The following is a 12749-nucleotide window of genomic DNA, read 5'->3' as shown; positions in this document are numbered from 1 at the left end:
GAACACACCATGGAACGTCGTCGGTTCCTCGCCGGAGTCGGTTACTTCAGCGTCATGGCCGCCGGAGGCTCCTTCGTGGTCGGGTGCGCGCCGGGCAGCGGCTCTCCCGCCGCGGACCCCGACCTGTCCGGCCTGACCTTCATCACCCCCTTCCAGCACCTCATCAGCTACGCGGACGTCTACGTCGCCGCGAGCCAGGGCTACTTCGCCGACGAAGGCCTGAGCATCGAGGCCGTGGGCGGCAACGGCACCGCCACCTCCGTCACCCAGGTCACCGCGGACCAGGGGCAGATCGGCAAGGCGGCCAGCGTCATCACCTGCCCCCTCATCGCCGACGAGGGCGCCGACATCATCACCATCGCCCAGGGCGACCAGCGCAGCCAGTACAGCGTCGCCTCCGCGCCCGGCTCCCCCCTCGCCCACCCCTCCGAGTGGCAGGGCAAGACGATCGGGGTGATCTCCAAGGGCGGGACCACGGAACTGCTCCTGGACGCCATGTCGGTGGCCGAGGGGCTCGACCCCACCAAGGTCTCCAAGGTCGTCACCGGCGGCGACCTCAGCTCCCTGGAGTTCCTCCGCAACGGCGAGGTGGACGGCTTCATCACCTTCCTCGGGTCCGAGTCCGTTTTCCGCCAGATGAACGAGGAGCTGCACTACCTCAACACCGACGACTTCGCCCCGATGCCGGGGGACGCCTACTTCGTCAAGCGCGCCGTCCTCCAGGAGAGGGAGGACGAGCTGGTCGGGTTCCTCCGCGCCTGCCGCAAGGCCTTCGAGTTCATGGCCGACCCCGCCAACACGGACGCGGTCCTGGACGCCGTGGGCGAGTTCAACGAGGTCGAGGTGGACGACAGGGAACTCGCGGAGATCAAGCTGCGGGCCCAGGTCGAGCTGTGCACCCCCGACTCCGGCCGGTTCCTCGACATCGACCCGGCCGCCTGGGAGAGCGCGGTCGACCTCATGCGCACCGCCGAGATCATCCGCGACCAGGACGTCTCCCTCGACGACCTCGTCACCACCGCAGTCCTGGACCGCCTGTGAGCACCGCCCGGGCGGCCCGCGGAGAGAAGGGGGACCGATGAGCGAGCGCGTCGACCTGCTGGTCGTGGGCGGCGGCACCGCGGGCCTGCCCGCGGCGGCGGAGGCCGCCGAACAGGGGCTCGACGTCCTCCTGGTCGAGAAGGCGGACCGCCTGGGCGGCACCCTCTGGCGCTCCTGGGCCCAGATGGCCGCCGCGGGCACCGGACTCCAGCGCACGCGCGGCATCCGCGACACCCCCGACCTCCACTACGACGACGTCATGCGCATCAGCCGCGGCACCGCCGACCCCGACCTCGTGCGCCTGGCCGTGGACCACGCGGCCGAGACGGTGGACCGCCTCATGTCCGCGGGGTTCGACATGGACCCCGACGCGCCCGCCGTCCTCTACTTCCACGAGCCGTACTCGGTGGCCCGGACCTACTGGGGGCGCGAGGCCGGGAAGTCGGTGCTCGACGTCCTCCTGCCCCGGGTCCGGGGCCTGGCCGACCGGGGCCGGATCCGGGTCCGCACCCGGACCGCGCTGACCGGGCTGCGCGGCGGCGGGGGCCCCTCCGTCGAGGCCGCGGTGCTGCGCGACGCGGCCGGCGCCGTGGAGGAGGTCGAGGCCGGCGCCGTGGTGCTGACCACCGGCGGATACGCGGGCAACCCCGGCCTGTTCCCCCTGCTCACCGGGGGAGCGCCGCTGCGGGGGCCCGCCGCCGAGACCTCCGCGGGCGACGGCATCCTCGCCGCCCTGTCCCTGGGCGCCCGGCTGCGCGGGAGCGACATGTTCCTGCCCACCTACGGCGGGACCCTGCGGGCCGGCAGCGACTGGGAGACCGCCCACCTGGACGACTTCCCGCAGCTCACCCCGCAGGAGCGCCCCCCCTGGGAGATCCACGTCAACCGCTCCGGGCTGCGCTTCGTCGCCGAGGACGACGCCAGCGTCGACGTCCGGGAGCACGCCCTGGCCCGCCAGCGGGGGGTCGAGTTCTGGGTCGTGTACGACCAGCGGGCGGTCGAGGAGGCCCCGCCGCTCTTCCCCTCTTGGGGGGAGGCTGACCTGGAGCGGGCCTTCACCGGGAACCCGTCCTTCACCCGCGCCGACGACCTGGACTCACTGGCGGAGGCGGCGGGGATCGACCCGCAGGGCCTGCGGCTCACGGTCCGGGAGTACAACCGGGCGGTCGCCGGGGGCGGCGACCCGCTGGGCCGGACCCACCTGCCCGCCCCCCTGGAACGGGGGCCCTTCTACGCGGTGCGCAACCACGGCACCGTCCTCAAGAGCCCGGCCGGGCTCGCGGTGGACGGGCGGCTGCGCGTCCTGGGGGACGACGGCCGCCCCTTCACCAACCTGTACGCCGCGGGAGAGGCCCTGGGGGGATCGAGCATGTCCGGGCGGTCGTTCGTCAGCGGCATGAGCGTCACCCCGGCGCTCTCCTTCGGACGCCTGATCGGCCGCGCGGCCGCGGGCGAGGACCAGCATTGGAGGCCTTGATGTGGGACAGGAATGACGTCGACTTCGCCGACACGCACCTCCTCCCCTGGGAGAGGGTGCCGGACGGGGAGTTCGGAGCCGCCGGGGGCGGGGTGCACCGGGTGCTCAGCACCTCGCTGTCCGGCCCGGCGCGCACCACCGTGACGCGGGTGCGCGAGCGCCAGAGCGGCACCCTCGCCGCCGACCTCGACCTCTACGTGCTCGCGGGTTCGGGGACCCTCAACGGCGCCCCCGTGGGACAGGCCGACTACCTCTACCTCCCGGCCGGGACCGCCGTCGACCTCGCCCCCGCCGTCGTCGGGCTCACCCTCTACTGCGGGTTCTGGGGCGCCGCCGCCCTCCTCCCGGAGGAGGGGTCCGCCGCGGGCACGGTGCACCTGCGCACGGAGGAGCTGGACTGGGACTCCCCGGGGTGGAGCGGCGACGTCGCCCTGCGCCCCGGCGCCCTCGTCAAGCGCCTGCGCGACGACGACCGCGCCCACATCTACCTCGCCGCCATGGTGCCCGGCTGGCGCAGCGAGATGGAGGAGTCCCACCCGGTGTACGAGGAGTCCTACAAGGTCTACGGCGACATCCTCATGGGCGCCCGCGGCGTGATGCGCGAGGGGTCCTACTTCTTCCGCTCGCCGGACGTCTACCACGGCCCCCTGTACTCGCGCGGCGGAACGATGTCCTTCATCCGCTCCAACGCCCCCACCACGACCGACTACCGCACCCCGCCGACCGGAGGGAACTGGGATGAGCTCGCGCACCGAGCCTACGGCGACTGAGGAAGCGGCCGCACCGGAGGCCGCGCCCCCGGCCCCGGCCGGGAGGACCCCCTCCGGCTGCGCCATCACCATCGAGGGCGTGTCCAAGACCTACGCCGCGGACGCCGGCCCCGTGCACGCGCTCACCCCCACCGACCTGGAGGTGGCCCCGGGGGAGTTCGTCGTCCTGCTGGGGCCGAGCGGCTGCGGCAAGACCACCCTGCTCCGGATGCTCGCCGGCCTGGAGGTCCCCACCGAGGGGTCCGTCCGGATGGGGGACCGCACCCTGTTCGCGCCCGGGGCCCTGGCCCCCCAGCGCGACGCCCTGGGATCGCTGGGGTTCGTCTTCCAGGCGCCCACCTTGATGCCCTGGCGGCGGATCGGCAGGAACATCGAGCTGCCGCTGGAGGGCAAGGGCCCCCGGCGCCGCGAGCGCCGCGAGCGCGCCGCCCTGATGGCGGAGAAGGTGGGCCTGGAGGACTTCCTGCGCCACTACCCCCGCCAGCTCTCCGGCGGCATGCAGCAGCGCGCGGCCATCGCGCGCGCCCTCGTCCACGACCCCGACGTCCTGCTCATGGACGAGCCCTTCGGCGCGCTGGACGCGATGACCCGCGACCAGATGAACATCCTGCTCCAGCAGCTGTGGATGGACACCGGCAAGACGGTCGTCCTGGTCACCCACTCGATCTCCGAGGCCGTCTTCCTGGCCGACCGGATCGTCCTGCTCTCCCCGCGCCCCGGCCGGGTCAAGGACGTCGTGGAGATCGACTTCCCCCGGCCCCGCCCGCTGAGCGTGTCCGCCGACCCGGAGTTCGGCGAGATCGTCGCCCGGCTCCGCGCCCAGCTGGGAGAGCACGAATGAGCGGCGGACCGGTCCGCGCGTTCGCCCGCTTCACCGGCGGACTCGGCCGCGACGACCCGCCCGAGGCGGTCCGCGCGTACGCGCGGCGGCTCCTGCTGGACTTCCTGGGCACCGCCGTGGGCGGACGCTCCAGCGCCGAGGTCCGCGCGCTGACCGGACCCGGGCAGCTCGGCGAGGCGCCGCACGAGGCCGGCGTGCTGGGCACCGGCCGGGTGCTGCCGGCCGCCGACGCGGCCTTCGCCAACGGCTGCGCGGCCGACGCCTACGAGCACCAGGACGGCTACCGGTTCGGCGGCTTCCACCCCTCGCACCTGATCCCGCCGGTCCTGGCGCTGGCCCAGGTCCGGGGGGCGACGCTCGGCGAACTCGTCACCGCCGTCATCGCCGGCTACGAGGTGGCCGACCGCATCGGCGAGGCCCTGCACCCCGGGGCCACCCCGCGGGGGTGGTTCCCCACCGCCGCGGCCTACGGCGGGGCCGCCGCCGCGGCCCGCGCGGCCGGCGGCGGGGCCGACCGGATCGAGCGGGCCTTGGGCCTGGTCGCCTTCCACGTCCCGGCCGTCACCCTGGAGTCCATCTTCGCGGGGGTCACGGGCAAGCCCGCCTTCGCGGGCCAGATCGCCCGCACCGGCGCCTGGGCGGCCCTGGCCTCCGGCGCCGGCCTGGGCGGGTGGGACGGGGTCCTGGACCACCCGCGGGGGCCGCTGGCCCTCATGGCCGGGGAGCCCCGGCCGCTGAGCGTCGACGACCTGGGCGAGCGGTGGAGCCTGACGGAGGTGCACCAGAAGCGCTTCGCGGCCTGCCGCCACACCCACGCCGCGGCCCAGGCCGCCGTCGAGCTGGCCACCGCCCGCGGGCTCGGCCCCGGCGACCTGCGCTCGGTGGAGGCCGAGGTCTACGACGTGGCCGCCGAGCTGGTGGACCGACCCGTGCACGGCGCGCCCACGGCCGCCGCCGCCACGCTCAGCCTCCAGTACGTGCTCGCCTGCGCCGTGCGCCACGGCACGGTGCACGGCTCCCACTACACACCCGAGCGGCTGGCCGACCCCGACGTCCTCGCCCTGGCCTCGCGGGTGCGCGTCCGGACCGCGCCGGACCTCCAGGCGGCCTACCCCGAGAGCACCCCGGCCCGGATCACGGTCACCACCGCCGACGGGGAGAGGTTCACCCACGGCGTGGACGTCCCCGTCGGCGACGGCCGCTCGCCCCTGGAGGAGGGGGAGGCCGAGGCCAAGTTCCTCGCCTACACCGAGCCGGTCGTGGGAGCGGACGCGGCGCGCGCCGCACTCGACGCGGTCCTGTCCGGGGAGGACGTCCCCGTCACCGAAGTCATCGCCGCACTGACCCTCCCGGTCGGTGCGCGGGAGGAGGCACCGTGAGCAACGAGACCGAGACCCTCACCCTCGACCCGGCCCCCCTGGAGGGGCAGGACTTCTCGCCCTTCGGCGAGGTGATCTCCCTGGAGGCCACCCCGCGCCTGCCCATCGACCTCTACTCGGGCCGCAACGCCGTCCACGGCCCCGTGGTCCTGGAGTCGGACGAGACGCCGGAGTTCATCCTCTTCCGCGTCGGCTACCGCGGGGGCGACATCCGCTACCTGGAGCGGCACACCGGGATGACCCAGACCTTCATCCCGCTGGGCGGGGACCCCTACGTGTGCGTGGTCGCCGCCCCCGGGGCGCCGCTCCGGGACGGCTTCCCCGAACCCGGGGCCCTGCGGGCCTTCCTGGTCCCCGGGGACGTCTGCCTCAACCTGCGCCGGGGGACCTGGCACGAGCCGCCCTTCCCCACCCGCGACGGGCAGATGTTCCTGATCAGCAGCCAGCCGGGCGTCACCCGCGGACTCCAGGCCAGCCCCGACCCGAACGGAGAGGTGCACCTGATGGACGTGGACAAGCGCAACCCTGTGCACCGCACCGGGCGCGCGCTCCGGGTGAGCATGCCATGAGCGCGACCGCGACGGACCGGGGGACGGGCCGGATCGGCCAGGCCGCGCGCAAGCGCGACGGGGCGCTCCTGCTCACCGGGGGCGCGCGCTACATCGACGACGTGCGCCCGCCCGGTACGCTGTACGCCGCGGTGGTGCGCAGCACCGTCGCCAACGCGCGCATCCGGCGGGTCCACGCCGGGGAGGCCGAGGCCCTGCCGGGGACCGTGCTGGTGCTGACCGGCGAGCGGGCCCGCGACCTGGCCGCCCCGACCCCGTACTTCATCGACCCCCTGGTCCGCGGGGCGCGCCGGGTGGACATCCGCTGCCTGGAGCCCGACCGGGTGGTCTTCGTCGGCCAGCCCGTCGCGGCCGTGGTCGCCGACACCCGGGAGGGGGCGCAGCGGGCCGCGCGCCTGGTCCGGGTCGACTACGACGTCCTGCCGCACGTCCTGGACGCCGAGCGGGCGCTGGAGCCGGACGCCCCCCGCGTGTACGCGGAGTGGCCCGACAACGTCGTGCTCTCCAAGAGCTACGGCACCGGCGACCCCGACGGGGCGCTGGAGTCCGCGGACGTGGTGGTGGAGGGGACCTTCCGCTCCGGGCGGACCACGACCGCGCCCATCGAGCCCCGCGGCTTCCTCGCGCACTGGGACGAGCACGCGCAGACCCTGACGATGCACGGCTCCTGCCAGAACCCCCACCAGCTGCGGTGGATGCTCTCCGCCACGCTGGGGATCCCGGAGAACCGCATCCGGGTCGTCACCGAGAAGGTCGGCGGCAGCTTCGGCCTCAAGATGCAGGGCCAGCCGGAGGAGACGCTGGTGGCGCTGCTGAGCATGCTTGCGGGCGCCCCGGTCAAGTGGATCGAGGACCGCCGGGAGTCGTTCCTGGCCGGGTCCCGCCAGCAGGTCCACCGCTTCACGGTGGGGGCCCGCTCCGACGGCCGGATCGTGGCGCTGGTCGACCGCATCGTCGCCGACGCCGGCGCGATGACGGCCCAGGCGGGCTGGGCCATGCCCAACATGTCCGCGACCACCCTGCCCTCGGGGTACCGGGTCCCCGACTGCCGGATCGACCTGTCGATCGTGGCCACCAACAAGCCCCCGCTCAGCGCGGCCCGCGGGTTCGGCAAGGACTCGGCGCACCTGGTGATGGAGCGGGCCGTGGACCTGGTGGCGCGCCGGCTCGGCCTGGACCCGGCCGTGGTCCGCGAGCGCAACTTCATCCGGTCCGACGAGTTCCCCTACCGGACGAGCACCGGCCTCAACATCGACAGCGGGGACTTCCACGGCCTGCTCGACAAGGCCACCACGAGCCTGGGGTACCGGCGGTGGCGGGAACGCCAGCGGGAGGCCCGCGCGTCCGGCGAGCACATCGGGCTGGGCCTGGCCCTGGAGCTGACCCCGGAGTCCTCCGACTCCCCGGGCAGCTTCGTCTCCGGATTCGACACCACCACCGTCCGGATGTCCGTGACCGGCTCGGTCACCGTGCTGACCGGGGTCACCTCCCCCGGGGGCGGCAACGACACCGGCATCGCGCAGATCGTCGCCACCGAGCTGGGCGTCCCCCTGGAGTGGGTGCGCGTCGTCCAGGGGGACACCGACCGCTGCCCCAACGGCTTCGGCAACTTCAGCGGGCGCAGCATGGTGGTGGGCGGCGGCTCGGCGGCCCTGGCCGCGCGGGACGTGCGCCGCACCCTGGCCCTGGTCGGGGCTCGGATGCTCGGCGTCCCCGACGCCGAGGTCCGGGACGGGGCGGTCGTCGACCCGGCGGGGGCCGGCGCGGTCCCGGTGCCGGAGGTGGCCCTGGCCGTGCTCACGCGCTCCTTCGACGTGGCCTCCGGCGTCGAGCCGATCCTGGAGTCCACCCGCGCCTACAAGCCCGGCAACATCGACCACCGGCCGGACGCGCACGGGCGCATCCAGCCCTACCCCACCTACTCCAGCTGCGTCCACGCCGCCGCCGTGCGGGTGGACGCCGAGACCGGCAGGGTGGAGATCGCGGACTACGCCATGGCGCACGACTGCGGGACCATGATCAACCCCGCGCTGGTGGAGGGGCAGGCCTGGGGGGCCGTGGTCATGGGCCTGGGGGCCGCGCTGTCCGAGCAGCTGGTCTTCGGCGAGGACGGGGCCACGCTCAGCGACCGCTTCAAGTCCTACCTGATGCCCCGGGCCGCCGACGTGCCCGAGATCCGCATGGAGCACCAGGTCACGCCCAGCCCGTACACGATGCACGGCAACAAGGGGGCGGGCGAGGCCGGGGTCGGCGGCGCCCAGGCGGCGATCGCCAACGCGGTGGAGGACGCCCTGTCCCCGTTCGGGGTCGTGGTGGACCGCGTGCCGCTCACCCCGCCGGCCGTGCTGGAGCTCATCCGGCGCGCGGCTCAGGAGGTGGCGCCGTGACCGGCGAGGACACCCCCCGCTACACCGCGCCCGCGGACCTGGACGGCGTGGTCGCCGCCCTGGAGGGCGCCGACGAGGGCACCGTCCTGGTGGGCGGGGGCACCATGGTGGTCCCCGCCATGACCCACGGGCACGTCGTGCCGTCCGCCCTGGTGGACCTGGGCCGGGCCGGTCTGACGGGCATCCGCGAGGAGGACGGCGCGACCGTGGTCGGCGCCATGACCGACTACGCGTCCCTGCTCGCCGCGGATACCGACAGGGGACCCGGCCACCCCCTGCGCCTGCTGGCGCGGGCCGCCGCCGGGATCACCGGCGGCCCGCAGATCCGCAACAGGGGCACGCTGGGCGGCTCGGCCTCCTACGCCAACCCCGCCTCCGACGTCCCCGGATGCCTGGTGGCGCTCGGAGCCCGCCTGCGCCTGGCGTCCGCGCGCGGCGTGCGGGAGGTGCCGGCGCAGGAGTTCTTCCTCGGCGCCTTCCGGACCGCCCGGCGGCCCGACGAGGTGCTGGCCGAGCTGGTGCTCCCGCACGGGGACGCGCTGGCCTGGGGCTACGTCAAGTTCAAGCTGGCCGAGAGCAGCTGGCCGGTCGTCACCTCGGCCGCGGCCGTCCTGGCCGGCGGGGGCCTGCGGGTGGCGCTGGGCGCCGCCGCCGACCGGCCGGTGGCGCTGGACGTGCCGGCCCCGCACCGGGGCACGGCCGACCCGGCGTGGCGCGCCCTGGTCGCCGACGGCGCCGCCCGCGCCCTGGCGGACCGCGGGGCCGCCTTCGTGGACGACGTGCTGGCCGACGCGCACTACCGGGCCGCCGTCACACCGGTGATCGTGGCCCGCGCGGTGGAGGGCGCCCTGCGCGGTGCCGACCGACAGGAGAGGGGGAGGGCGTGAACCGGATCCGTCTGAACGTCAACGGCGAGGACCGCGAGGTCGAGGTGGACCCGCGGCGGCTCCTCGTGCACGCGGTGCGCGAGGAGGTGGGGCTGACCGGCACGCACGTCGGCTGCCTCACCGGGGACTGCGGCGCGTGCACCGTGCTGGTGGACGACCGCAGCGTCAAGTCGTGCTCGGTGCTGGCCGTCAGCGCCGACGGCGCGCGGCTGCGGACCATCGAGGACCTGGGGACCGAGGACGACCTCGACCCCGTGCAGCGGGCGTTCCTGGAGGAGTTCGCCTTCCAGTGCGGGTACTGCTTGCCCGGGATGCTCCTGACGGTGCGCGAACTCCTGGACCGGGACCCCGACCCCGGCGAGGAGGACATCGTGCAGGCCGTCAGCGGGAACCTGTGCCGCTGCACCGGCTACGGGCCCATCCTGCGGGCGGTGCGCTCGGCCGTGCGCGCGACCCGTGAGGCGGACCGGCCGTGAGCGCCCTGGAGGCGGCCGTCGCCGTGGTGGAGGACTTCCTCGCCCACGTGGGGGCCGGCCGCCTGGAACAGGCCGGGGCCCACCTGGCGCCCGGGGCCGTGATGGTCTTCCCCGGCGGCGTGGTCCACCGGGACCTGGAGTCGGTCCTGGCCGACGGCCGCCGCCGGTACCGCAGCGTGGACAAGCACCGCGACGCCTACGACGGGGCCGGGGACGGCGGACACGTCCTGTCCACCGGCCGGCTGTTCGGGGTGAACCTGCACGGGGTGGCCTTCGACCACGTCCGCTACGCCGACCACTTCCACCTCTCCGGCGGGCTCATCACCCGCCAGCGGGTGTGGAACGACCTGGCGGTCACCGGGGTCCTGCTGGCCCGCTCCGCCGACGACCTGGACCCGCGCTGGCGCCCCGGCCCCGAGGGGGGTCCCCGGTGACCGGCCGCGCCGTCCCCGGGCACCGCCGCCGGGCCCTGTCGCCGGTCCGCCTGGCCGGGCTGGAACTGCGCAACCGCGTCTTCGTGTCCGCGCACACCACCAACTTCGCCGAGGACTTCCTCCCCACGGACCGCCACGTGGAGTACCACCGCGAGCGCGCCCGGGGCGGGGCGGCCCTGATCATCACGGAGCCCCTGCGGGTGCACGAGACCAGCCTGGGCCGGGTGGGAGGGCTCTCGTCCTCGCCCGCGGCGCGCGGGGGCCTGGCCCGGATCGCCGAGGCGGTCCGGGCCGAGGGGGCGGCGGTCTTCACCCAGATCACCCACGCCGGCCGGCACAGCGAGAACCACTTCCGCAGGCGCGAGTCCTGGGGGCCCTCGCCCCGCCGGTGGCACCTGACCGGCCAGGTGCCCCACGCCATGACCCGGGCGGAGATGCGGACCGTCCGCGACGCCTACCGCGCCGCGGCCCGGCTGGCCGCGGACGCCGGGTTCCAGGGCGTGGAGGTGCACTTCGGGCACGGCCACCTGCTCCACCAGTTCCTCTCGCCGGCCTCCAACGGCAGGTCGGACGCCTACGGCGGCGACGAGGGGGCGCGCACGCGCTTCCCCCTGGAGGTGCTCGACGCCGTCCTGGACGAGGTCGGGGCGGACGTCGCGGTGGGCGTGCGCCTGAGCGCCGACGAGCTGGTCCCGGGCGGCCAGGACCTCGACCAGGGGGTCCGCCTGGCCGCGCTGCTCGACACCACCCGCGACCTCGGCTTCCTGAACGTGTCGCTGGCCTCCTACACCGCGCCCTCGATCGGGCACCACGTGGCGGACATGAGCGAGGGCCGCACCCCCTACCTGGACCAGGCCCTGCACGTGGCCCGCGCGTGCTCCCGCACGCCGGTGCTGGCGGCCTGCCGCGCGGTGGACCTCGACGACGCCGAGCGCGCCCTGGCCGGGGGAGAGCTGAGCATGGTCGCCATGACCCGGGCCCACATCGCCGACCCCCTCCTGGTCTCCAAGGCGCTGCGGGGCCGCGAGGACGAGATCCGGCCCTGTGTGTCCTGCAACTTCTGCATCGGCGAGATCGGCGCGCACCGCCCGCTGACCTGCATGATGAACCCCGAGGTCGGCCGCGAGGGCGAGCGCCGCACGGCCGGCCGGGCCCCGCGGCCCCTGGAGGTCGGCGTCGTGGGCGCCGGGCCCGCGGGGATGGAGGCCGCGGCCACCGCCGCGGAGCGGGGGCACCGCGTCACCCTGTGGGAGCGCGAGGAGTCCGCCGGCGGCCGGACGGCGGTGGCCCGGCGCGGTCGCGGCCGGGCGGAGCTGGACCTGCTGCGCGCCTACCAGGAGGGGCGCCTGGAGCGCCTGGGCGTCCGGGTCCGCACGGGGACGCCGGTGGACCCCGGGCTGCTGGAGAGGGAGCGGCCCGACGTGCTCGTCGTGGCCTGCGGCGCGGAGTCCGAGCGCCCGCACGTGCCCGGCTGGGGGACCGCCCTGACCGCGGAACAGGCGCTGGAGGAGCCCGGCCGCTGGGCGGGGGAGTGCGTCGTCGTGCTCGACGAGGAGGGCTCCTGGGCCTCCGGCTCGGTCGCCGAGACCCTGGCCGGCGCCGGGGCCGACGTCCACCTGGTGACCCCGGCCGCCGCCCCCCTGTGGGCGGTCAACGACTACAGCCGCATGACCATGCTCGAACGCCTGGAGCGGGCGGGCGCCGCGGTGTGGACCTCCAGCGCCGTCGAGTGCCTGCGCCCGGCGGTCACGGTGTACGCCCCCCGCAACCCCGGGCGGCACACCCTGCCGGAGGTGGCGGCGCTGTTCCTGGTCCGGCCCGCCCGCGCGCGGGACGGGCTCGCCCGCGGCGCGCGGGAGCACGGCGTCCCGGTCCGCCTGGTCGGGGACGCCCTGGCGCCCCGGTCGCTGCTCCAGGCCGTCCACGAGGGGCGCGAGGCCGGGCTCGCGCTCTGACGGTTCCCATGTCCGCCCGGACACCGAAGAACAGGAGAGGCAATGGCACGCGAACTGGTCCTGCTCACGTACAACGTCCGCCCGGGGGTCCCCGCCGAGGAGTACGCGGAATTCACGCGCACCGTGGACTACCCCGTGTTCCGGCAGAACCCCCGCATCCAGGAGTACTCCAACTACGTCGTCACGGGCCGCGGGCGCGGGCAGGGGGAGTGGTTCCGCCACTTCGACCTGATGTTCGTCGACGACCTCGACGCCTTCGACGCCCAGGGGAGGCTGCACTTCGGGGACGCCGTCATCCTCGACCACGCGCAGAAGTGGCGCGACCGGTGGGGCAGCGACCCCGAGACCGGGTGGCACAGCGACGTCAACATCACCTACGCCCGGGAGATCTGGGGGTGAGCGACGGGGGCACCGCCCCCGGATGAGGTCCGGCGGGTCCGCGCGGTGAAGGCGCGCGGCGCGGACGTCCGACGGGTGAAAGGCGGCCGGCCCCCGGCCCCGCGGGGCCGGGGGCCTTTTCGGGCTGCCTTTCT

Annotated in this window: 12 protein-coding genes; all 12 read left to right on the top strand. The window is 75.3% G+C overall.

Features of this window, described 5'->3' with window-relative positions; translation table 11 throughout:
* The first annotated feature begins 9 nt into the window (after nucleotides 1-9).
* From BUE45_RS03920 to BUE45_RS03865, 12 genes are read left to right on the top strand one after another with little or no spacing between them, the layout of a single operon-like run.
* Nucleotides 10-1041: an ABC transporter substrate-binding protein gene (locus BUE45_RS03920; RefSeq protein WP_084736852.1), complete on the top strand. Its 1032-nt coding sequence runs from the start codon at nucleotides 10-12 to the stop codon at nucleotides 1039-1041.
* Between the two features lie 37 nt (nucleotides 1042-1078).
* Nucleotides 1079-2518 (top strand): FAD-dependent oxidoreductase, encoded by a 1440-nt coding sequence (locus BUE45_RS03915; RefSeq protein ID WP_073374941.1) that lies wholly within the window; start codon nucleotides 1079-1081, stop codon nucleotides 2516-2518.
* Nucleotides 2518-3288 carry a DUF4437 domain-containing protein gene (locus BUE45_RS03910; RefSeq protein WP_073374939.1) on the top strand — a complete coding sequence of 257 codons (771 nt, stop codon included), beginning with the start codon at nucleotides 2518-2520 and terminating at the stop codon, nucleotides 3286-3288. The genes BUE45_RS03915 and BUE45_RS03910 overlap by 1 nt, the downstream gene beginning before the upstream one ends.
* Nucleotides 3257-4129: an ABC transporter ATP-binding protein gene (locus BUE45_RS03905; RefSeq protein WP_073374936.1), complete on the top strand. Its 873-nt coding sequence runs from the start codon at nucleotides 3257-3259 to the stop codon at nucleotides 4127-4129. The genes BUE45_RS03910 and BUE45_RS03905 overlap by 32 nt, the downstream gene beginning before the upstream one ends.
* On the top strand, nucleotides 4126-5508 hold the full coding sequence (locus tag BUE45_RS03900) for an MmgE/PrpD family protein (protein WP_073374933.1): 1383 nt from the start codon (nucleotides 4126-4128) through the stop codon (nucleotides 5506-5508). The genes BUE45_RS03905 and BUE45_RS03900 overlap by 4 nt, the downstream gene beginning before the upstream one ends.
* Entirely contained in the window at nucleotides 5505-6077 is a 573-nt protein-coding gene (locus tag BUE45_RS03895) for an ureidoglycolate lyase (protein WP_073374930.1), read from the top strand. Before BUE45_RS03900 ends, BUE45_RS03895 begins: the two co-directional genes overlap by 4 nt.
* The gene (locus BUE45_RS03890) at nucleotides 6074-8464 is read left to right on the top strand and encodes a xanthine dehydrogenase family protein molybdopterin-binding subunit (RefSeq protein WP_073374927.1); all 2391 of its coding nucleotides are present in this window, start codon (nucleotides 6074-6076) and stop codon (nucleotides 8462-8464) included. Before BUE45_RS03895 ends, BUE45_RS03890 begins: the two co-directional genes overlap by 4 nt.
* Nucleotides 8461-9351 carry an FAD binding domain-containing protein gene (locus tag BUE45_RS03885; protein WP_073374925.1) on the top strand — a complete coding sequence of 297 codons (891 nt, stop codon included), beginning with the start codon at nucleotides 8461-8463 and terminating at the stop codon, nucleotides 9349-9351. The genes BUE45_RS03890 and BUE45_RS03885 overlap by 4 nt, the downstream gene beginning before the upstream one ends.
* Complete coding sequence (locus BUE45_RS03880; RefSeq protein WP_073374923.1) at nucleotides 9348-9827, top strand: (2Fe-2S)-binding protein; 480 nt, start codon at nucleotides 9348-9350, stop codon at nucleotides 9825-9827. The genes BUE45_RS03885 and BUE45_RS03880 overlap by 4 nt, the downstream gene beginning before the upstream one ends.
* Complete coding sequence (locus tag BUE45_RS31655; protein ID WP_073374921.1) at nucleotides 9824-10261, top strand: nuclear transport factor 2 family protein; 438 nt, start codon at nucleotides 9824-9826, stop codon at nucleotides 10259-10261. Before BUE45_RS03880 ends, BUE45_RS31655 begins: the two co-directional genes overlap by 4 nt.
* Nucleotides 10258-12216, top strand: a complete 1959-nt coding sequence (locus BUE45_RS03870; protein ID WP_073374918.1) for an oxidoreductase — start codon at nucleotides 10258-10260, stop codon at nucleotides 12214-12216. Before BUE45_RS31655 ends, BUE45_RS03870 begins: the two co-directional genes overlap by 4 nt.
* Nucleotides 12217-12258: 42 nt before the next feature.
* Entirely contained in the window at nucleotides 12259-12615 is a 357-nt protein-coding gene (locus BUE45_RS03865; RefSeq protein WP_073374916.1) for a hypothetical protein, read from the top strand.
* Nucleotides 12616-12749: the final 134 nt, after the last annotated feature.

Source organism: Nocardiopsis flavescens, assembly GCF_900141985.1.
Lineage (GTDB): Bacteria > Actinomycetota > Actinomycetes > Streptosporangiales > Streptosporangiaceae > Nocardiopsis > Nocardiopsis flavescens.
Note: the sequence above shows the minus strand (reverse complement) of the source record. Positions and strands in the feature narration are given on the sequence as shown.

Excerpts from the sequence above, each read along its gene's own strand:
- BUE45_RS03920 (WP_084736852.1), top strand. The coding sequence starts at position 10 with ATGGAACGTCGTCGGTTCCTCGCCGGAGTCGGTTACTTCAGCGTCATG.
- BUE45_RS03915 (WP_073374941.1), top strand. The coding sequence starts at position 1,079 with ATGAGCGAGCGCGTCGACCTGCTGGTCGTGGGCGGCGGCACCGCGGGC.
- BUE45_RS03910 (WP_073374939.1), top strand. The coding sequence starts at position 2,518 with ATGTGGGACAGGAATGACGTCGACTTCGCCGACACGCACCTCCTCCCC.
- BUE45_RS03905 (WP_073374936.1), top strand. The coding sequence starts at position 3,257 with ATGAGCTCGCGCACCGAGCCTACGGCGACTGAGGAAGCGGCCGCACCG.
- BUE45_RS03900 (WP_073374933.1), top strand. The coding sequence starts at position 4,126 with ATGAGCGGCGGACCGGTCCGCGCGTTCGCCCGCTTCACCGGCGGACTC.
- BUE45_RS03890 (WP_073374927.1), top strand. The coding sequence starts at position 6,074 with ATGAGCGCGACCGCGACGGACCGGGGGACGGGCCGGATCGGCCAGGCC.
- BUE45_RS03865 (WP_073374916.1), top strand. The coding sequence starts at position 12,259 with ATGGCACGCGAACTGGTCCTGCTCACGTACAACGTCCGCCCGGGGGTC.